We start from the raw sequence: 20928 nt of genomic DNA on the forward strand, positions 1-20928 counted from the left end.
GAGGCCCTTCCGCCTTCCCCCCGTCTCTGCTCTGATGACGGCCACACGAGATGCGGCCTGGGTCAGGAGGAGCGGTGGAGTACAACCTTGCCGACCTGTTCGAGTCGGTCGTCGACGTGGTCCCCGACCGCGAGGCGCTCGTCTACGTCGACCATCCCGGCACGGGGGCGGAGCGCCGGCTGACGTACGCGGAACTGGACGCTGCGGCGAACCGCATCGCGCACCACCTCGTCGACAGCGGACTGCGCCCGGGCGAGCACCTGGGGCTGCACCTGTACAACGGCGTCGAGTACCTCCAGACGGTGCTCGCCTGCCTCAAGGCACGGGTCGTTCCGGTGAACGTCAACTACCGTTACGTGGAAGAGGAGTTGATCTACCTCTACCAGGACGCCGATCTCGCCGCGCTGGTCTTCGACGCGGAGTTCACCGAGCGCGTGGCGGCGGCGCTGCCGCGCACGGAGAAGCTGCGGCACCTGGTGCGGGTGGGAACCCCGCCGGCGGGTGCGCCGCCGCTCAAGGCCGTGGACTTCACCGAGGCGGAGGCGACCTCGTCGGCGGAGCGCGGCTTCGCGCAACGGTCCGCGGACGACCAGTTCATCATCTACACCGGCGGCACCACGGGCATGCCCAAAGGGGTGATGTGGCGTCAGGAGGACCTGTTCTTCTCGGGATTGGGCGGAGGCGCGCCGACGGGCGAGCCGGTGGCGCGGCCCGAGGAGCTGGCGGAGCGGGTGGCCGCGGGCGGCGACGGCATCACGTTCTTCCCCACTCCCCCGCTGATGCACGGCACCTCCACGCTGACCGCCTTCATCGGCTTCAACTTCGGGCAACGCATCGTCATCCACCGCAAGTTCGTGCCGGAGGAGGTGCTGCGCACGATCGAGAAGGAGAAGGTGACGAGCATGTCGCTGGTGGGCGACGCGATGCTGCGCCCGCTGATCGACGCCCTCAGCGGCCCGCTGAAGGGCACGGACTGCTCGTCGATGTTCAGCGTGTCGTCGTCGGGGGCGATCATGTCGGACACGGTGCGCGCCCAGTTCCAGGCCCTGGTGCCGACCGTGATGCTGCTCAACAACTTCGGCTCGTCCGAGTCCGGCTTCAACGGCACGGCGACGGACGACTCCGGCGCGGGCCAGGGCTTCCGGCTCCGGGTCAACGCCCGTACGCAGGTGGTGGATCCGGCGACGTACGAGCCGGTCGCCGTCGGTGAGGTGGGGCGGATCGCGCAGCGCGGCCACGTACCGCTCGGCTACTACAACGACCCGAAGAAGACGGCCGAGACGTTCTTCCAGAAGGGCGACGAGCGGTGGGTGCTGCTCGGCGACATGGCGACGGTCGACGCGGAGGGCATCGTCACGGTGCTCGGCCGGGGTTCGCAGTGCATCAACACGGGCGGCGAGAAGGTGTATCCGGAGGAGGTCGAGCAGGCCCTCAAGTCGCATCCGGACATCTACGACGCGCTGGTCGCCGGTGTCCCCGATCCGAAGTGGGGCAACCACGTGGCGGCCGTCGTCCAACTCAGGGACGGCGCGGCCGACTTGACCCTTGACGCGGTCCAGGTCCACTGCCGCACGCACCTGGCGGGCTACAAGATTCCCCGCCAGCTCGTGGTCGCGGACCACATCCAGCGCTCGCCCAGCGGCAAGGCGGACTACCGGTGGGCTCGGTCGGTGGCGGCCGACTCGGCGAAACCCGCGAGTGCCTAGCGGGCGGTGCGGCGGGCGGTGAGGACCGGCTGGTAGAAGCCGGTCGTCCGCGGGGCGTGCCAGGTGATGTCGGTGAAGCCCGCCTCCGCCGCCAGGTCCGTCAGCTGCTGCGCGGTCAGCGCCCAGGAGGTCGTGCGCCGCTCCCGCACCCGCCACTCCTGGCCGTCGGGCAGCAGCTGGAAGTGGCGCAGGTCGTAGCGTTCGCCGTCGTCGTGCCAGTCCCAGAGCTGGAAGGTGATGGTCCCGTCGGCGTCGGGCCCGTCCGAGAGCTGCGGGGGCGTGGCGGCGGGGCGGGTGCGGCGGAGTTCGTCGTAGTCGCGGACCGTGAGCACGAGGACGCCCTCGTCGTGGAGCAGGCGCCGCATGCCGGTCAGGGCCGTGCGCACGTCGGCGGCGGTGAGCAGGTGGGGCAGGGAGTTGTCGGCGCACAGCACCACGTCGAAGGTGTCCGGCGCGAAGGGCAGGGCCCGCATGTCCGCCGCGGCCGTCGGCAGGCGTGCCCCGCGTGCGGCCGCCTCCGCGGTGGCGCGGGCCGCCGCGACCGGGCTCAGATCGGTGCCGGTGACGTCGTGGCCGCGCAGCGCGAGTCCGATCGCCTGGGTGCCGATGCCGCAGGCGCAGTCCAGGATCCGGTGCGGGCCCGCGCCGAGCAGCGCGTCGAGGGCGCGCGCCTGCCGGGCCATGCTCGTGTCCCAGTCCGGGAAGATCCGGTGGTAGTCGGGGGCCAGCTCGTCGTAGAACCGGCGCACCGATGACGATGTCGGAGACATGACCGGCACCCTAATCCGGTTGCCGCCCGGGCGGGCCCCTGCTGGAGTGACCCGATGGATCAAGAAGCGGTGCTGAACCTGTTCGACCGGCAGCTGCGGCGCGAGGCGCGCCCCGACGAGCCGGGGGCCCGGGTCGAGCGGGTGGGCGACGTGGTGCGGCAGACCGGACCGCCCGCCGGGTGGAACGGGGTGCTGTGGTCGGACCTCGACGAGCACACCGTGGACGCGGCCGTCGCCGAGCAGGTGCGGTTCGCCCGCGCGCGCGGGGTCGAGATGGAGTGGAAGACGTACGGGCACGACCGGCCCGCCGACCTGCCCGCGCGGCTGCTCGCCGCCGGGTTCGTGGCGGAGGAGACGGAGACACTGCTGGTCGCGGAGACGGCGCGGGTGCCCGTGGACGTGGCCCCGCCGGACGGCGTGCGGCTGCTGCCCGTGACGGACGAGGCGCAGGTGGAGCTGGTCGAGCGGGTGCACGACCTGGCCTTCGACGGCGGCCGGTCCTCGATCGGGCACCAGGTGCGCCGGCAGCTCGCGCACGACCCGTCGACCGTGCCCGCCGTGGTCGCCCTGCACGGCGACGAGCCGGTCAGCGCGGCCCGTCTCGAACTGCATCCGGGCACGGACTTCGCGAGTCTGTGGGGCGGCGGCACGGTCCCCGCGTGGCGCGGGCGCGGCATCTACCGGGCGCTCGTCGCGTTCCGGGTGCGGATCGCCGCCGAGCGCGGCTTCTCGTACGTGCACGTCGACGCGTCCTCCTTCAGCCGGCCGATCCTGCGGCGGCTGGGGTTCGAGGCCCTCGGGACGACCACGCCGTACGTTCTGGAGGCGGCCGGCCCGAAGTCCCGCTAACTTTTTTCCGGGGAATCCGCTCGGCGATGTCGAAAGCGCGGCATCGGCTTCTACCTCCTCGTGAGAGCCGGCGAGAAGCGGGCACCGACCTTGAGGAGAACACCATGAAGTACATGCTGTTGATGCAGTTCAGCGCCGCCCAGCACGACGAGGTCCCGCCGATCGACAGCTGGTCGCCCGACGAGCTCAAGGCGCACATCGCGTTCATGGGCGAGACGAACGCGACGCTGGAGAAGAACGGCGAGTTCGTCGACGCGCAGGGTCTCGCGATGCCCGACACCGCACGGATCGTGCGGGCCGGCGGCCAGGGCGCTCCGGTGATCACCGAGGGGCCGTTCCCGGAGACGAAGGAGTTCCTCGCGGGGTACTGGATCGTGGACTGCGCGAGCGAGGAGCGGGCCGTGGAACTGGCCGCCCAGGTGTCGGCGGCGCCCGGTCCCGGCGGCCGCCCGCTGAACATGCCGATCGAGGTGCGTCAGGTGATGTCGGCGCCGCCCCAGGAGCTGTGACCGCTGCCCCACCGCATCGAGGGTTCCTTCGACGACCTGCTGCGCACGCTCGCGCCGCAGGTCGTCGGCGTGCTCACCCGCCGCTTCGGCGATTTCGACGCCGCGGAGGACGCCGTGCAGGAGGCGCTCCTCGCGGCCGTGCGGCAGTGGCCGCGGGAGGGCGTGCCGGAGCGGCCGCGCGGCTGGCTGATCACGGTGGCGCAGCGGCGGATGACGGAGGCCGTCCGCGGCGAGCAGGCGCGGCGGCGCCGGGAGGACCTGGTCGCGGCGCGCACCCCGGACGACCTGTGGGCGGCGCCGGCCGCCGACGCGGACGACCCGGCGGGCCGGGACGACACCCTGACGCTGCTGTTCCTGTCCTGCCATCCGGCGCTCAGCCCCGCGTCGGCGATCGCGCTGACGCTGCGCTGCGTGGGCGGTCTGACGACGCCGGGGATCGCGCGGGCGTTCATGGTGCCCGAGGCGACGATGGGGCAGCGCATCAGCCGGGCCAAGGCCCGCATCAAGGCGTCGGGCGCCCCCTTCGCCATGCCGGGCGCCGACGAGTGGCCCGAGCGGCTCGCGGCCGTCCTGCACGTGCTGTACCTGATCTTCAACGAGGGGTACGCGACCACGGAGGGCCCCGCGCTGCAGCACGTGGAGCTGTCGCGGGAGGCGATCCGGCTGACCCGCGCCGTGCACCGGCTGCTGCCCGACGACAGCGAGGTGACCGGACTGCTCGCGCTCATGCTGCTCACGCACGCCCGCAGCGCGGCCCGCACCGGTCCGGACGGCGAGCTGGTCCCGCTGGCCGACCAGGACCGCTCGCGGTGGGACGCGGCGGCGATCGACGAGGGCGTCGCCCTGATCACGGCGGCCCTGCCGCGCGGGCCCGTCGGCCCGTACCAGGTGCAGGCCGCGATCGCGGCGGTGCACGACGAGGCCGAGAGCGCGAAGGACACGGACTGGCCGCAGATCCTTGCGCTGTACGGGGTCCTGGAGGGCATCGCGCCGAACCCGTTCGTGGCCCTGAACCGGGCGGTCGCCACGGCGATGGTGCACGGTCCCGGCGCGGGCCTGGACGCGGTGCGGGTCCTGGCGGCGGATCCCCGGCTCGCCGCGCACCACCGGCTGTTCGCGGTCCGCGCCCATCTGCGGCAGCTCGCCGGTGACCTGGACGGTGCGATCGCCGACTACCGGGCGGCGGCCGCCCGCACGGCGAGCCTGCCGGAGCGGCACCACCTCACCATCAGGGCGGCGGAGCTGGCCGCCGCCCCCGACGAACCGGGTCAGGACTCCGCCGCCAGGAACCCCTCCACCACGCCGACGAAGGACTCCGGGTCGTCCAGCCAGGGGTAGTGCGCGGCGCCCGGCTGGACGACGACCTGACCGCGTGGGTAGAACTCCGCGGTGCGCCGCACCAGTTCGGGGTTCGGGCCGCCGTCCAGTTCCCCGGCGAGCAGCAGAGCGGGCGCGTCGAGGCGGGCGAGGGCGGCGCGGGTCGCGGGCGGGTCGAAGGCGCCCTCGGACGCGAAGACCGCCTCGGCCCCCTCGTTGGTCTGCGCGTCGGTGCGGGCGGCGTGCGCCTGCGCCCGCTCGTCCCACCGCCCGTAGAAGAACGCGTCGTACAGGTACGTGGCGTCGTCGCGGCCGGCGAGGAGCTTCTCGTACTCGGCGTACGCCGCGGCGAACCACGGTTCGTGCGACCGCAGGGCGGCCGCGTCCCTGCGTTCCTGGGCGCTCGCCGCGCAGCCGAGGGCCCGCTGCGCGGAGGTGACCAGGACGAGGCGGCCGATCCGCTCCGGACGGCGGGCCGCGTACTGCGCGGCGAGGTTGCCGCCGGCGGAGTGGGCGAGGACATCCATCCGCTCCAGGCCGAGCCGGACCCGGAGCGCCTCGACGTCCTCGACCTGCCGGTCGCAGCGGTACGTCGCCTCGTCGGCCGGGACCGCGGACTCCCCCGTGCCGCGCAGGTCGAGGAGGTGCAGGGTGCGGTGTGCGGTGAGTCCGCCCAGGTCCCCGAGGTACTCGGACGCGCGCATCGGTCCGCCGGGCAGGCACACCAGTGGCGGCCCGGAGCCCCGGACGTGGCAGGCGAGGGCGGTGCCGTCGGGTGCGGTGAACGTGAACATGCCGTGATCTTCACAGGCCCGCCGTCACGAGGGCAACGCGTTTGCGGCACATCCCTTGACGTGGGCAGTCCCGCCTTGCGTTACTGGCGCCAGCAAATCAACCGAATGATCGGTCGGGAGTGCGTTTCGATGACGGAATGGTGGGACCAGGGCGAGCGGCTGAGCGCGCCGGAGCTGCGGGCGCTGCAACTGGAGCGGCTGCGCGAGACCCTGCACCGGGTGTACGAGCGGGTGCCCTTCTACCGGGACGCGTTCGACAAGGCCGGAGTGCGCCCCGAGGACTGCGCGGCCCTGGAGGACCTGGCCCGGTTCCCGTTCACGACGAAGGCGGACCTGCGCGACAACTACCCGTTCGGGATGTTCGCCGTGGACCGTTCCGAGGTGCGCCGGCTGCACGCGTCGAGCGGCACGACGGGGCTGCCGACGGTCGTCGGGTACACCGAGGCCGATCTGTCGATGTGGGCGGACATGGTGGCGCGGGCGATCCGCGCGGCGGGCGGCAGGCCCGGCGACACGGTCCATGTGGCGTACGGGTACGGCCTGTTCACGGGCGGTCTCGGCGCGCACTACGGGGCGGAGCGGCTCGGCTGCACCGTGGTGCCCGCCTCCGGTGGCATGACCGCCCGCCAGGTCCGGCTGATCCAGGACCTGAAGCCCCGGGTCATCATGGTGACGCCGTCGTACATGCTGACGCTGCTGGACGAGTTCGAGCGCCAGGGCGTGGACCCGCGCTCCACGTCCCTGAAGGTGGGGATCTTCGGCGCGGAGCCGTGGACGCAGGAGATGCGCCGGGAGATCGAGGAGCGCTGCGGGATCGACGCGGTCGACATCTACGGGCTTTCGGAGGTCGTCGGACCGGGCGTCGCCCAGGAGTGCGTGGAGACCAAGGACGGGCTGCACGTCTGGGAGGACCACTTCTACCCCGAGGTCGTCGATCCGCTCACCGGCGAGGTGCTGCCGGACGGCTCCCACGGCGAGCTGGTCTTCACCTCGCTGACGAAGCAGGCGATGCCGGTGATCCGCTACCGGACGAAGGACCTGACGCGGCTCCTGCCCGGCACGGCGCGGCCCGCCTTCCGGCGGATCGAGAAGCTCACCGGACGCAGCGACGACATGGTGATCCTGCGCGGGGTGAACCTCTTCCCCACGCAGGTCGAGGAGATCGTGCTGCGCACGCCGGGAGTGGCGCCGCACTTCCAGCTGCGGCTGACCCGCGAGGGCCGGATGGACGCGCTCACGGTCCGCGCGGAGGCCCGCCCGGACGCGACCCGCGAGGAGCGGGACGCGGCGGCACGGGCCATCGCGGCGGGGATGAAGGACGGGGTCGGCGTCACGGTGGCCGTCGAGATCGTCGACCGGGAGACCCTGGAGCGCTCGGTCGGCAAGATCAAGCGGATCATGGACCTGCGCGACCGGACCCCGTGACCGGGCGCGTCAGCCGGCGAACCGGTCCCTGAGCTCGCGCTTGAGGATCTTGCCGCTCGCGTTGCGCGGCAGCTCGTCCACGAAGACGACCCGCTTGGGCGCCTTGAAGTGGGCGAGCTTCTCGCGTGCGTGCGCGACGAGTTCGTCCTCGGTGACGTCGCCCGAGCGGACGACGACGGCGGTGACGGCCTCGATCCAGCGTTCGTCGGGCAGCCCGATCACGGCGGTCTCGGCGACGGCCGGATGCGTGTAGAGGGCGTCCTCCACCTGCCGGGAGGCGACCAGTACGCCACCGGAGTTGATGACGTCCTTCACCCGGTCGACCACGGTGAAGTAGCCCTCGCTGTCGCGCACCGCGAGGTCCCCGGACCTGAACCAGCCGTCCCGGAAGGCCAGTTCGGACTCCTCCGGCTTGTCCCAGTAGCCGTCGCACAGCTGCGGGGACCGGTAGACGACCTCGCCGGGCGTGCCGTCGGGCACGTCCTTGCCGTCGTCGTCGACGACCTTCGCCTCGACGAAGAGGACGGGCCGCCCGCAGGAGTCCATCCGCCCCTCGTGCTCGTCGGGCCCGAGGACGGTGGCCAGGGGGCCGATCTCGCTCTGCCCGAAGCAGTTGTAGAAGGCGAGCGCGGGCAGCCGCTCGCGCAGCCGCTCCAGGATCGGCACCGGCATGATCGAGGCGCCGTAGTACGCCTTGCGCAGTCCGCCGAGGTCACGGGTGGCGAAGTCCGGGTGCTGGGAGAGGCCGATCCAGACGGTGGGCGGCGCGAACAGGCTGTCGGCCGCCCCCTCCTCGACGAGGTCGAAGATCCGGGCGGCGTCCGGCGCGTCCAGGATCGTGTTCGTGGCGCCGACCGCGAGGTAGGGCAGCAGGAACACGTGCATCTGCGCCGAGTGGTACAGCGGCAGCGAGTGGACCGGGCGGTCCGTCTCCTTCAGGTCGAGCGCGTGGATCGCGCTGACGTACTCGTGGACGAGCGCCCGGTGCGTCATCCGGGCCCCCTTGGGCAGGGCCGTCGTCCCGGACGTGTAGAGGAGCTGCACGAGGTCGTCGGCGCCCGGCTGCTCCCCGTCGTACGGGGCGGCGGTCGCCAGGCGGGCGAGCAGTGAGTCGTCCGCGTCGCGCAGCGGCAGGGTCCGCACCCCGTCGGGGAGGCGGCCGGCCAGATCGGGGTCGGCGAGCACCAGGGCGCTGCCGGACTGGTGGACGATGTACGCGAGGTCGTCGCCGGTCAGGTTCTGGTTGACGGGGACGTGCACCAGGCCCGCGCGGGCGCACGCGAGGAAGCCGATGAGGTAGGCGTCGGAGTTGTGCGCGTAGGCGCCGACCCGGTCGCCGGGCGCCAGGCCCAGGCCGCGCAGGGCGCCCGCCGCGCGGGAGACCGCGTCGTCGAGCTCCTCGTACGTCCAGGCGCGCGGCCCGTAGCGGACGGCGACGCGCGCCGGGGTGCGGCGAGCGCTGCGCCGCAGCACTCCGTCGACGGTGCTGGACGCCGCTCCTGCTGCCTGTGACCTCGTCATGGCGTGATCCTGTGCGGTGCCGGACGCCAGGTCAAGGTGCCGGACACCGGACCCGCAAGGGCGCCGCCGACCCTCGGCAGGCGACATACCGATTGGTACGCTCAACCGCCCCTGTCCGCACTGCAGTTGGGAGCACGATGCGCTACCGCCCGAGACAACGGCGCCTCGCGGTCGCCGGGATCGCCCTGTTCACCGCGCTGGCCTCCACCGCCGCGCTGCCGTCGGCCGCCGCCGACCGGCCCGAGCGCCCGCACGGCGGCGGCCTGTCCGCCACGATCCGGTACACCGAGTACGGCATTCCGCACATCGTCGCCAAGGACTACGCGAACCTCGGCTTCGGCACGGGCTGGGCGCAGGCCGCCGACCAGGTGTGCACGCTGGCCGACGGGTTCGTCACGGTGCGCGGTGAGCGGTCGCGCTACTTCGGCGCGGACGGCGCACCCGACGGTTCGCTCTCCTCCGCGACCAAGAACCTCTCCAGCGACCTCTACTTCCGTGGCGTACGGGAGTCGCGCACGGTCGAGAAGCTGCTCGCCACGCCGGCGCCGGCCGGGCCGAGCGACGACGCCGAGGACGCGATGCGGGGCTGGGCCGCCGGGTACAACGCGTGGCTGAAGCAGAACCGGATCACCGACCCCGCCTGCAAGGGCGCGGCCTGGGTGCGGCCGGTCACGTCGCTGGACGTGGCGGCGCGCGGCTTTGCCATCTCGGTGCTCGGCGGGCAGGGGCGCGGCATCGACGGCATCACGGCCGCGCAGCCGCCGACGGCACCCGCGGCCCCCGGCAAGGCGCCCTCGAAGGACGAACTGGCCGACGCCGCCCGGGCGTTGTTCTCCCAGGACGACTCCACCATGGGCTCGAACGCGGTGGCGTTCAGCGGCGCCACGACGGCGAACGGGCGGGGCCTACTGCTCGGCAATCCGCACTACCCGTGGCAGGGCGGCCGCCGCTTCTGGCAGTCGCAGCAGACGATCCCCGGCGAACTCGACGTCATGGGCGGCTCGCTGCTCGGCACCACCGGGATCTCCATCGGGCACAACGCGCACGTCGCCTGGAGCCACACGGTCGCCACCGGCGTCACCCTCAACGTCCACCAGCTCACCCTCGACCCGGCCGACCCGACCGCCTACCTGGTCGACGGCAAGCGGGAGCGGATGACGAAGCGGACGGTGACCGTGCCCGTGCGGGGCGCCGCCGACGTGACGCGGACCCAGTGGTGGACGCGGTACGGGCCGGTGGTCACCTCGCTCGGCGCGGGCCTGCCCCTGCCCTGGTCGGCGACGACGGCGTACGCCCTCAACGACCCGAACGCGGCCAACCTGCGCGCCTCGGACACCGCGCTCGGCTTCAGCAAGGCACGCTCGACGGACGACGTGCTCAGGTCGTTGCGGCGCAGCCAGGGCATCCCGTGGGTGAACACGATCGCGGCGGACTCCTCCGGCCACTCCCTGTTCACCCAGTCGCAGGTCCTGCCGCGGATCACCGACGACCTGGCGGCCCGCTGCTCGACGCCGCTGGGCAAGGTCACGTATCCGGCGTCGGGCGTCGCGGTCCTCGACGGCTCGCGCGGCGACTGCGCGCTGGGCAGCGACAAGGACGCGGTGCAGCCGGGCATCTTCGGACCGTCGAAGATGCCGGTGCTCAAGGACGCCCCGTACGCCGAGAACTCCAACGACAGCGCCTGGCTGGCCAATGCGGACCGGCCGCTGACCGGCTACGAGCGGGTCTTCGGGACGGTCGGCACGCAGCGCTCGATGCGGACGCGGGGTGCGGTCGAGGACGTCGCGGCGATGGCGGACAAGGGCTCGCTGACGGTCGCGGACCTGCAGCGGCAGCAGTTCACGAACCGGGTGCCGGCCGGTGACCTGGCGGCGGCGGACGCGGCGAAGGCGTGTGCGGCCCTGCCCGCCGGCCGGGCGACCGCGAGTGACGGCACGGCCGTGGACGTGTCCGGGGCGTGCACCGCGCTCGCCTCCTGGGACCGGACCATGACCACGGGCAGCCGGGGAGCGCTGCTCTTCGACCGGTTCTGGCGCAAGCTGACGGCGGCGGTGCCGGCGGCGCAGCTGTGGAAGGTCCCCTTCTCGGCGGCCGATCCGGTCCGGACCCCGAACACCCTCGCCACGGACGCGCCCGGCTTCGCGACGGCGCTCGCCGACACGGTGGCCGAACTGAAGGCCGCGGGCATCCCGTTGGACGCGAAGCTGGGCGACAACCAGTTCGTGGTGCGCGGCGGTGAGCGCATCCCCGTGCCCGGCGGTACCGAGTCGCTCGGCGTCTGGAACAAGGTCGAGCCGGTGTGGGACGCGGCGGGCGGCGGCTACACGGAGGTCGCGCACGGGTCGAGCTACATCCAGGCGGTCGGCTGGGACGGCGGGCGCTGCCCGGTGGCGCGCACCCTCGTCACGTACTCCCAGTCGTCGAACCCGAACTCGCCGCACTACAGCGACCAGACGCACCTCTACTCGCAGCAGAAGTGGGTCACGGAGCGGTTCTGCGAGAAGGACATCCGCAAGTCGCCGGCACTGAGGGTGGTGCGGGTGCGCGACTAGGCAGCCGTGGCGACGGGCCGGCCGGGACGGGATCCCGGCCGGCCCGAAGCCCTCGGCGGCCTCACACCGCCCGGGTCCGCCCCTCCCAGTACGGGTCCCGCAGCCGCCGCTTGTACAGCTTGCCGTTGGGGTCGCGCGGCATCGTCTCGATGAAGTCGACGCTCTTGGGCCGTTTGTAGCCGGCGAGCTGCGTCTCGCAGTGGGCGAGGATCTCGGCGGCCAGGGCGGGCCCGGCCGCCCGGCCCTCGGCGACCTCGACGACGGCCTTGACCTCCTCGCCCCAGTCGTCGTTCGGGATGCCGAAGGCCGCGGCGTCGGCGACGGCGGGGTGGGTGAGGAGGGCGGACTCGATCTCGGCGGGGTAGATGTTGACCCCGCCCGAGATGATCATGTCGATCTTGCGGTCGCGCAGGAAAAGGTAGCCGTCCTCGTCGATCAGGCCGAGGTCGCCGACGGTGAAGAAGTCGCCGATGCGGTTCTTCTTCGTCTTGCCCTCGTCCTTGTGGTACGCGAACCCGCCCGTGCTCATCTTCAGGTAGACGGTGCCCAGCTGCCCGGCCGGCAGCCGGTTGCCGTCGTCGTCGAAGACCGCCAACTCGCTGATGGGCCACGCCTTTCCGACGGTTCCCGGCTTCTTCAGCCAGTCCTCGGCGGTGGCGAACGCGCCGCCGCCCTCACTGGCCGCGTAGTACTCCTCGACGCACGTCCCCCACCAGTCGATCATCGCCCGCTTCACGTGGTCGGGGCAGGGCGCGGCGCCGTGGATGGCGTGCCGCATGGACGTCACGTCGTAGCGGTCCTTCGTCTCCTGCGGCACCGCGAGGAGGCGGTGGAACTGGGTCGGCACCATGTGGGTGTGCGTGGCCCGGTGGGTGTCGATGAGGCGGAGCATCTCCTCGGGCGTCCACTTGTCCATGAGGACCAGCGGGTGCCCGATGTGCAGCGACGCGCCCGCGAACTGGAGCACGGCCGTGTGGTAGAGCGGCGAGCAGACGAGGTGCACGTTGTCGTCGTAGGGCTTGATGCCGAAGATGGCGAGGAAGCCGCCGAGGTAGGACTCCTCGGGCAGCTTGCCGGAGAGCGGGCGCCGGATGCCGCGCGGGCGGCCCGTCGTGCCGGAGGTGTAGTTCATGACCCAGCCGAGGGTCCGGTCGTCCGGCGCCGACTCGCTCTGCCCGTCGAGGAGTTCGGCGTACGGGCGGAAGGTGTCGACCGTGCCGACGGCGTACCGGTGGGTGGCCGGGAGCTTCGCCTCGTCGGCGGCGGCCCGCGCCTGTTCGGCGAACCGCTCGTGCGCGATCAGCACCTTGGCGCCGGAGTCGGCGACGATCCAGGCGATCTCCGGGCCGACGAGGTGGTGGTTGACCGGCACGAGGTAGAAGCCGGCCTGGGAGGCGGCCAGGTAGGCGGTGAAGAACTCGACGCCGTTGGGGAGGACGACGGCGAAGGCGTCGCCGCGGGTGAGGCCGGCCTCGCGGAGGCCGTGCACCAGTTGGTTGGCGGCGGCGTGCAGGCGGCCTGCCGTCCAGGTCTCGCCGTCCGGGGCGTGCAGGATCGTGCGGTCGGGGTCGGCCGTGGCCTGCGCCCAGAATCCGTTCGGGGGTGTGCTCATGGCTCGGCTCTCCTCCTGTGGGTCCGTCCACTCGTCTGCCCGGTTCCGTCCGGTGGGCGGCCTCGGGTCGTGGGGGCTGTTCGCGCAGTTCCCCGCGCCCCTGAAGGGCGCACTCGGTGCGCCTTCATGAGGGCGCGGCGAAGCCGCAAGCCCTCAGGGGCGCGGGGAACTGCGCGGGGGTGGACCACCGGCCCGCAGTCGCGAACGTCCGCACGCCCCCGCGGCGCTCACGCGTCCCGCCCCGCAATCCGGTTCAGCCGGTCGATCGCCCGCTCAAAGCCCCGCGTCAGCTCGTCGAACACGGCCTGCACACTCCGCTCCTCGTTCATCCGGCCGACGATCTGCCCGACGGGCGTCCCGAGCAACGGCTCCACCTCGTACTTCTGGATCCGCGAGACGGCCTCGGCGACGAGCAGCCCCTGCAACGGCATGGGCAGCGTGCCGGGCCCCGCCGGGTCGTCCCACGCGTCAGTCCACTGCGTACGCAGCTGCCGCGCCGGCTTCCCGGTCAGCGCGCGCGAGCGCACCGTGTCGCCGGAGCCCGCGGCGAGCAGCTTGCGGGTGAGGGCGGCGGAGTGCATGTCGGCCTCGGTCGTCGTCAGCCACACCGAGCCGAGCCAGACGCCCTGCGCGCCGAGCGCCAGCGCGGCGGCGACCTGCTGTCCGCTGCCGATGCCGCCCGCGGCGAGGACCGGCAGCGGGTCGACGGCCTCCACGACCTCGGGGGTGAGGACCATGGAGGCGATCTCGCCGGTGTGGCCGCCGGCCTCGTAGCCCTGGGCGACGACGACGTCGATGCCCGCGTCGGCGTGCTTGCGGGCGTGCCGGGCACTGCCCGCGAGCGCGGCGACGAGGACGTCCTGGTCGTGGGCGCGGGCGATGACGTCGGTGGGCGGTGAACCCAGCGCGTTGGCCAGGAGTTTGATCGGGTAGTCGAAGGCGACGTCGAGTTGGCTGCGGGCGACCTGTTCCATCCAACCGGTGATGCGCCAGCCGGACGCCTCGCCCTCGGCGAGTTCGGGCACGCCGTGCCGGGCGAGGGTGTCCTTGACGAACTGTCGGTGGCCCTCCGGGATCATCGCCTCGACGTCGGCCTCGGAGACGCCCTCGACCTTCTTGGCGGGCATGACGACGTCGAGTCCGTACGGCTTGCCGTCGGCGTGCGCCTGCAGCCAGTCCAGGTCGCGTTTGAGTTCGTCGGGTGCCGTGTAGCGGACCGCGCCGAGCACGCCGAAGCCTCCGGCCCTGCTGATGGCGGCGGCCACCGCAGGGAACGGCGTGAAGCCGAAGACGGCGTGCTCGATCCCCAGTTTCTTGCTCAGCTCCGTCTGCATGGGCGCAGGATGCCGCAGCGAACCGGCCGACGGAAGAGGTTTTCTGATGCAGCGTCAGATTCTTCACGGGCCGGTCACGGGCACAAGTGGTTGACACGGGCCACCACTGACATGAAAGTTTCACCCGTCGCGGTAGATCCCGAAAGATACTTTCAGGAGGGCCCCGTTCATGACCGGAACAACCGAAGCTGCGGACAGGCCGGAGAGAGCAGACAGACCCGACCCGGCAGCGGGCGGACCCACCCGGCGCCAACTGGGCGCCTTCGGCCTCGCGCTGGGCGGCGCGCTCGCCCTCGCCCCGTTCCCCGCGGGCCCCGCGACCGCGGCCGCGGCCACCGCGGAGCGCGCGCGGCCCACGCTGCGCCGCGGCTCCCCCGAGCGCGCGGGTCTGCTCGCCGGACACCTGCGGCAGCTGGTCGTCGACGCGGAGAAGTTCCTCGGCCCCTACCCGGGCGGCCCCAAGCACCCCTGGTACGCGGGCGCGGTGCTGCTCGCGGGCCGCGGCGGCACGGTCGCGCTGCACCAGCCGATCGGCAAGGCGGTGCGCTACTCCCACTACGACGACACGACGGACACCGGCATCGAATTCCCGCCGGACCAGCAGATCGACATGGCCGAGGACACGGTCTTCGACCTGGCCTCGGTGTCGAAGCTGTTCACCTCGATCCTGGCCGTGCAGGAGATCGAGCGCGGCGCCCTGGAGCTGGAGGCGAAGGTCGCCTCGTACCTGCCGGACTTCGCGGGCGCGGGCAAGCAGGACGTGACGATCCGTCAACTGCTGACCCACACCTCGGGGTTCCGCTCGTGGATCCCGCTCTACAAGGAGCCCACCCGCGAGGGCCAGATCCGGCTCGTCTGGAACGAGAAGCTGCTCAACCCGCCGGGCACCACGTACCTCTACTCCGACCTCAACCTCATCTCCCTCCAGCTCGTCCTGGAGGAACTCACGGGCAAGGCGCTCGACGTGCTGCTGCGCGAGCGGATCACGGGACCGCTGGGGATGACCCGCACCCGTTACAACCCGCCCGCCGCCTGGAAGCCGAAGGTCGCGGCGACCGAGGACGCGCGCGCCCCGTGGTCGGGGCTCGACCGTGGCCTGGTCTGGGGCGAGGTGCACGACGAGAACGCGTTCGGGCTCGGCGGCGTCGCCGGCCACGCGGGGGTCTTCTCCACCGCGTGGGACCTGGCGATCCTGGGCCGCACGCTGCTCAACGGCGGGATCTACGGCAAGGCCCGGATCCTCTCCGAGAAGTCGGTGGACCTGATGTTCACGGACTTCAACACGGCCTTCCCCGGTGACGAGCACGGCCTCGGCTTCGAGCTGTACCAGCACTGGTACATGGGCGCGATGGCGACGCCCCGCACGGCGGGTCACACGGGCTTCACCGGCACCTCGCTGGTGCTCGACCCGACGACCGACTCCTTCCTCATCGTGCTGGGCAACTCCGTTCACCCCGTGCGCAATTGGCGGTCCGGCTCCGCTCCCCGGGTCGCCGCGGCGAACAACATGGCGCGCGCCGTCGCGGTGCGTCCCGCGCACGGCCGCACCGCGTGGTTCTCCGGCATGGCGAGCGCCGCCTCCGCCACGCTGACGCTGCCGGACCTGCGGCTGACCTCACCGGACGCCCGGCTGTCGTGCGCGCTGTGGTGGGACACGGAGCCGCACTCCGACTTCCTGTACCTGGAGGTGTCGACGGACGGCGGCGCGAGCTGGGCTCCGCTCCCGTTCACGACGGACCGCACGGAGGCCCGTCCGGCGGGTGCCATCGACGGCTACGCGGGCCGCTCCTGGCACCGGCTCACGGCGGACCTGGGCGGCTTCACGTCGGCGGCGGCCCGGGTGCGCTGGCGGTACACGACGGACCAGCTGTACGTCGGACGCGGGGCGTACGTGGACGGCATCCGGGTCGACGACGGCCGCAAGGTGGCCTTCGACGAGTCGCGTCCGGCCGACTCGTCCCGGATCGAGGCGACCGGCTGGACGGCCTCCCGGGACTGACGCGCCGCGCGGCGCCCGCCCCGTGACCCGCGCGGTCAGCGGGCGGGCGCCGTCGACTCGCGGACCACCAGGCGCGGGCGGATCAGCAGCGAGCGGCCGGCGCCCGACGACGTCTCGATGCGGGAGCGCAGCTGCTGGAAGGTCTCGGCGGCCATCTCGGGCAGCGGCTGGCGGACCGTGGTGAGCGGCGGCTCGAAGAGTTCGGCGAGCAGGATGTCGTCGAAGCCGACCACCGAGACCTCCCGGCCCGCGCTGACCCCGGCGTCCTTCGCGCCCCGGCACACGCCGATCGCGCACATGTCGTTGATGGCGACGAACCCGGTGGGCGGCTCGGGCGCCGTGAGCAGTTCGCGGGCCGCGGCCCGGCCCAGCTCGGCGGACTCCTTGTCGCCGAACTCGCTGGTGGCGGCGCCCGGCCAGACCACTGCCGAGGCCGGGTCGACGCCGCCGTCCTCCAGAGCCGCGCGAAAGCCCCGCATGCGCTCGCGCCGGTTGACGCTGCTGACCGAGCCGGAGACGAACGCCAGCTTGCGGTGGCCGAGTTCGAGCAGATGGCGGGTGGCGAGCTCGGCGCCCATGGCGTTGTCGACGCTGATGCTGGCGAGCGACGCCGGGTCGCCCGACTGGGCCGCCCGGTCGAACGCGACCATCTTCAGGCCCCGCTTGAGCAGCGGTGCCACATGGTCGAGGGTGGGCAGCGAGGAGCACAGGACGACGCCGCTCACCCCGTCGGCGAGGAGCTCCTCGCCGTACTTGAGCTCGCGGGCCGGATCGCGCTCGCTGTTGCACAGCAGCACGTGATAGCCCTCGGCCAGCGCGACCGCCTCCAACTCCCGTGCCAGTGCACCCCAGAAGGGGTTCGCCACGGACGGGACGATCAGGCCGATGACCTGGATCCGGCCGGTGCGCAGCATGCGGGCCGCGCGGTTGGGCCGGTACCCGAGCGTCTCTATGACCTGTTCCACGCGGGCGAGGGTCGCGGGCTGCATGCGGTCCGTGCGTCCGTTGAGAACGTTCGAGACCGTGCTCGCCGACACCCCTGCCGCCTGCGCGACTTGATGGATCGTTACCCCGTTCAACGCGGTGCCACCTCCGGCTCGTCACGTCACTGTACGCAGCAGTGTACCGATTTACTGAACGAGCAACACCGCCCGAGCGCTTCTTGATCCCCGTAACCTCCCGGAAAAATAACTGTGCCTTGGCTGTTGACGCCTCGTTGAGGCCGTTCCTAGCATCAGTGCATCGATTTACCGAAGGCCCGACCCGCCACGGGTTCCCCATCTTGCCTTCTGCCTGGCCGACTTCACCGGGCCTGACTGTGCCGATCACTGCATCGGTGCAGTGATCGGTGCACCACTGGCATCAGTCACATCTCGCTTCCCTCGCCTCTTAAGGGGTGTCCCATGGAACTCTCGAGACGATCGCTCCTGGCCGCGCTCGGCGCCGGCACGGCTGCGGCGCTCACCGGCTGCGGCGCCGGAACCGACGCAGGCGGCAAGGCCGACGGACCGGCCGAGGGGGAGATCACGCTGCTCGCCCCGATCTACGAGGGTGCGGACGGCAAGCAGCTCCTGGAGGGCAAGATCCTCAAGGAGTTCCGCAAGAAGCACCCCGACGTGAAGGTGAACGTCGACTACACGAACTACACCCAGCTCAACGAGAAGATCACCACCGCGCTCGCCGGCGGGCTGCTGCCCGACGTGCTGATGATGGGCGTCGGCTGGATCCCGCCGTTCGCCGCGAAGAAGGTCCTCGCCGAGCTGCCCGAGTCCCTCGCGGCCAAGTACGACTACGAGGACCGCGTCCTCGAACCCTCCCGCTACCAGGGGAAGCTGTACGCGCTGCCGACCGTCATGGCGACCCGCCTGGTCGCCTACCGCAAGGACCACTTCGCGGCGGCCGGCATCAAGAAGCCGCCGACGTCCCTGCACGAACTGCGCGCCATGGCGAAGGAGTTGACCAAGGGCGACCGGATGGGCATCGACCCGTTCTCCATCGATCTGCGGCAGTGCTGGGAGACGTTCCTCTACGCCAACGGCGCCACGCTGTTCAACGCGGACGGCACCAAGCCCGCGTTCACCGGCGCGCGGGGCGTGGAGTCGCTGCAGTTCTTCAAGGACCTGCAGAAGGACGGCTCCGCCGACTACACGAAGAAGACCGACGGGGACGCCGGTGCCACCACGAACCTCCAGCTCGGCAAGGCGTCGATGATGATGACCGGCAGCGGACTGTGGAAGCAGCTGCAGGAGCAGAGCCCGGACCTCATCGAGAAGGACCTCATCGGTGCGTTCGTGCTGCGCGGCCGCAAGCCCGCGATGCTCACCGGCGGCACCCTGGTCTGCCAGTCGGCCCGCACCCAGCACGCGGCGGCCGCCCAGGCGCTGGTCGCGCACCTGGCCGCGCCGGACAACGTCCTCGCCGCCGCCGCGCAGCGCGAGACCGTGCCCGGCATCACCTCGCTGCGCTCGTCGTCGTACGTGAAGGGAAACAAGCTCGTCGACTTCTCGGTGCGCAACCTCAAGGACGCCTGCGCCGAGGGCGGCACCCCGGCCTGGATGGAGATCCGCGAGAAGATCAAGCCGACGCTGGAGCCCGCCGTCGTGAGCGGCAAGTCGGCGGCCGCCGCCATCGCCGAGCTGGGCGAGCTGGCCGACGCGGCCATCTCCCGGCTGTGAGGGGCGCTGACCGTGGGAGCCGTCTCCGTACTGAAGACGCGGCCGCCGGCCGCGCCCGCTGAACCACCCCGTCCGTCGACTCCCCCGCGCGGCAAGGGCCCTGGTGCCCGCCGCCGCCGGGCCGGTCTGCTGATGGTGACGCCCGCCCTGCTGCACGCGGCACTGTGGATCGGCCTGCCGATCGTCGCCGCCGTGTACCTGGCGTTCACGTCGTACGACGTGCTGACCGCGCCGCGGTTCGTGGGCCTCGCCAACTTCCGCGACATGCTCGACGACGCGATGTTCCGCAAGTCGATCGTCAACACCGTCATCTACACCTTCTTCACCGTGCCGTTCGGGATGCTCCTCGGACTGCTGCTGGCCCTCGCCCTCGACCGGGGGCTGCGGGCCCGCGGGGTGTTCCGCACGGCGATCTTCCTGCCGCAGGTGACGGCGACCGTGGCCATCGCCCTGGTGTGGCTGTGGATCTACAACCCGCGCAACGGCCTGTTCAACACGCTCCTCGGCCTGTTCGGCATCGAGGGCCCCGCCTGGCTCGCGTCCACGTCGTGGGCGATGCCCTCGGTGATCCTCGTCGGCATCTGGCAGGGCATCGGCATGAAGATGCTGATCTACCTGGCCGCGCTGCAGAACCTGCCCAAGGACCTGTACGAGGCCGCGTCGGTCGACGGGGCGTCGCCGGTGCGGCAGTTCTTCTCGATCACGCTGCCGCTGCTCAAGCCCGCCACGTTCTTCGTCCTGATCACCTCGCTGATCGGCGCGTTCCAGTCCTTCGACCAGATCTACATCCTCACCGACGGCGGCCCGGCGGGCTCCACGACGATGATGACGTACGAGATCTACAAGTCGGCGTTCCGCGAGTTCCGCGTGGGCTACGCCTGCGCCCAGTCGCTGGTGCTGTTCGTGCTCCTCATGGGGTTCACCCTGGTCAACCGGCGCATCATGGGAGGCACCCGTGGCCACGACTGACACCCGGCGGCCACCGGCCCCCGGCCGCGTCGCCCTCTACGTCACGCTGTCCCTGGTCGCGCTCCTGATGGTGGTGCCGTTCCTGTGGATGATCGTGACGTCCCTGAAGACACCGGCGGAGATCGCCTCCGCCGACACGAGCCTGCTGCCCACCCACTGGGCCTTCGGGAACTACGCCGACGCCCTTCGGGCCGCGCCGTTCGCGACGTACGCCCGCAACAGCTTCGTCATCGCGGCGAGCCACACCGTCCTGAACGTGGTCTTCGCGTCGATGGCCGGCTACGCGCTGGCCCGGATCAGGTTCCGCGGCAGTGAGTTCCTGTTCTACTGCTTCGTCGCGGCGCTGATGATCCCGACGTACACGAAGGTCCTGCCGGAGTTCCTGATCGTGCGGTTCATGCCGCTGGCGGGCGGCAACGACCTGTTCGGGCAGGGTGGCAGCGGCTGGCTCGACACGTGGTGGGCGCTGATCGTGCCCGACGCGGTCACCCCGTTCGCGGTGTTCCTGTTCCGCCAGTTCTACCTGGACCTGCCGGTGGAACTGGAGGAGGCGGCCCGGCTCGACGGGCTCGGCGAGTTCCGGATCTACGCCCGCATCATGACGCCGCAGGTCAAGCCCGCCCTGACCACGGTGGCGCTGCTGACCTTCGAGTCGTCGTGGAACAACTTCCTGTGGCCGCTGCTCGTGACCCGCACCGACAGTCTGCGCGTCATCCAGGTCGGCCTGTCGGTCTTCAAGACCGAGAACGGCACCCAGTGGCACTTCCTCATGGCCGGCACGACGCTCGCGACGCTGCCGATGGTGCTGCTCTTCCTCGTCGGGCAGCGCTACTTCGTCCAGGGGTTCGCGCACACCGGCCTCAAGTGACTTCTCGTGACTCCCCTTCTGTCCTTCT

Annotated in this window: 16 protein-coding genes; 10 read left to right on the plus strand and 6 right to left on the minus strand. The window is 71.8% G+C overall.

Features of this window, described 5'->3' with window-relative positions:
- The first annotated feature begins 74 nt into the window (after positions 1-74).
- A complete protein-coding gene (locus tag RBJ77_RS53475) occupies positions 75-1706 on the plus strand; it encodes an acyl-CoA synthetase (RefSeq protein WP_372351650.1) in 1632 nt (543 codons plus the stop codon).
- Here RBJ77_RS53475 and RBJ77_RS53480 read toward each other — a convergent pair.
- Complete coding sequence (locus tag RBJ77_RS53480; RefSeq protein WP_372351651.1) at positions 1703-2476, minus strand: class I SAM-dependent methyltransferase; 774 nt, start codon at positions 2474-2476, stop codon at positions 1703-1705. The genes RBJ77_RS53475 and RBJ77_RS53480 overlap by 4 nt on opposite strands.
- A gap of 54 nt (positions 2477-2530) precedes the next feature.
- On the opposite strand from RBJ77_RS53480, the gene RBJ77_RS53485 reads away from it, so the two are divergent.
- The 3 genes from RBJ77_RS53485 (at position 2531) to RBJ77_RS53495 (ending at position 5172) form a co-directional block, all read left to right on the plus strand.
- A complete protein-coding gene (locus RBJ77_RS53485) occupies positions 2531-3325 on the plus strand; it encodes a GNAT family N-acetyltransferase (RefSeq protein ID WP_372351652.1) in 795 nt (264 codons plus the stop codon).
- A 104-nt stretch (positions 3326-3429) separates the two neighbouring features.
- Positions 3430-3834, plus strand: coding sequence for a YciI family protein (locus RBJ77_RS53490; protein ID WP_255968901.1), 405 nt, complete (start codon positions 3430-3432; stop codon positions 3832-3834).
- A 15-nt stretch (positions 3835-3849) separates the two neighbouring features.
- A complete protein-coding gene (locus RBJ77_RS53495; protein WP_372351713.1) occupies positions 3850-5172 on the plus strand; it encodes an RNA polymerase sigma factor in 1323 nt (440 codons plus the stop codon).
- On the opposite strand, the gene RBJ77_RS53500 is transcribed toward RBJ77_RS53495, so the two are convergent.
- Complete coding sequence (locus RBJ77_RS53500) at positions 5103-5945, minus strand: alpha/beta fold hydrolase (RefSeq protein ID WP_372351653.1); 843 nt, start codon at positions 5943-5945, stop codon at positions 5103-5105. The genes RBJ77_RS53495 and RBJ77_RS53500 overlap by 70 nt on opposite strands.
- Before the next feature lie 129 nt (positions 5946-6074).
- Between RBJ77_RS53500 and paaK the strand changes: the two genes are divergently transcribed.
- Positions 6075-7370 carry a phenylacetate--CoA ligase PaaK gene (gene paaK / locus RBJ77_RS53505; RefSeq protein WP_372351654.1) on the plus strand — a complete coding sequence of 432 codons (1296 nt, stop codon included), beginning with the start codon at positions 6075-6077 and terminating at the stop codon, positions 7368-7370.
- A gap of 9 nt (positions 7371-7379) precedes the next feature.
- Here paaK and RBJ77_RS53510 read toward each other — a convergent pair whose 3' ends face one another.
- A complete protein-coding gene (locus RBJ77_RS53510) occupies positions 7380-8891 on the minus strand; it encodes an acyl-CoA synthetase (protein ID WP_372351655.1) in 1512 nt (503 codons plus the stop codon).
- A gap of 137 nt (positions 8892-9028) precedes the next feature.
- On the opposite strand from RBJ77_RS53510, the gene RBJ77_RS53515 reads away from it, so the two are divergent.
- Entirely contained in the window at positions 9029-11443 is a 2415-nt protein-coding gene (locus RBJ77_RS53515) for a penicillin acylase family protein (RefSeq protein WP_372351656.1), read from the plus strand.
- Between the two features lie 61 nt (positions 11444-11504).
- Here the strand turns inward: RBJ77_RS53515 and RBJ77_RS53520 are convergent, their stop codons facing one another.
- Positions 11505-13055 carry an acyl-CoA synthetase gene (locus RBJ77_RS53520; RefSeq protein WP_372351657.1) on the minus strand — a complete coding sequence of 517 codons (1551 nt, stop codon included), beginning with the start codon at positions 13053-13055 and terminating at the stop codon, positions 11505-11507.
- A 227-nt stretch (positions 13056-13282) separates the two neighbouring features.
- Positions 13283-14389, minus strand: a complete 1107-nt coding sequence (locus tag RBJ77_RS53525; protein WP_372351658.1) for an NAD(P)H-dependent flavin oxidoreductase — start codon at positions 14387-14389, stop codon at positions 13283-13285.
- A 169-nt stretch (positions 14390-14558) separates the two neighbouring features.
- Between RBJ77_RS53525 and RBJ77_RS53530 the strand changes: the two genes are divergently transcribed.
- Positions 14559-16388 (plus strand): serine hydrolase, encoded by a 1830-nt coding sequence (locus RBJ77_RS53530; RefSeq protein ID WP_372351659.1) that lies wholly within the window; start codon positions 14559-14561, stop codon positions 16386-16388.
- 35 nt (positions 16389-16423) lie between these two features.
- On the opposite strand, the gene RBJ77_RS53535 is transcribed toward RBJ77_RS53530, so the two are convergent.
- Complete coding sequence (locus tag RBJ77_RS53535; RefSeq protein ID WP_255968881.1) at positions 16424-17467, minus strand: LacI family DNA-binding transcriptional regulator; 1044 nt, start codon at positions 17465-17467, stop codon at positions 16424-16426.
- Between the two features lie 324 nt (positions 17468-17791).
- Here RBJ77_RS53535 and RBJ77_RS53540 point away from each other — a divergent pair, with 324 nt between their 5' ends.
- The 3 genes from RBJ77_RS53540 to RBJ77_RS53550 are packed head-to-tail and all read left to right on the plus strand — an operon-like array spanning position 17792 to position 20900.
- Positions 17792-19063 carry an ABC transporter substrate-binding protein gene (locus tag RBJ77_RS53540; protein WP_372351660.1) on the plus strand — a complete coding sequence of 424 codons (1272 nt, stop codon included), beginning with the start codon at positions 17792-17794 and terminating at the stop codon, positions 19061-19063.
- Between the two features lie 12 nt (positions 19064-19075).
- Positions 19076-20032, plus strand: coding sequence for a carbohydrate ABC transporter permease (locus RBJ77_RS53545; protein WP_372351661.1), 957 nt, complete (start codon positions 19076-19078; stop codon positions 20030-20032).
- Positions 20019-20900, plus strand: coding sequence for a carbohydrate ABC transporter permease (locus RBJ77_RS53550; protein ID WP_372351662.1), 882 nt, complete (start codon positions 20019-20021; stop codon positions 20898-20900). Before RBJ77_RS53545 ends, RBJ77_RS53550 begins: the two co-directional genes overlap by 14 nt.
- The last annotated feature ends 28 nt before the right edge of the window (positions 20901-20928 follow it).

The organism is Streptomyces sp. KL116D (assembly GCF_030766975.1).
Lineage (GTDB): Bacteria > Actinomycetota > Actinomycetes > Streptomycetales > Streptomycetaceae > Streptomyces > Streptomyces longispororuber_A.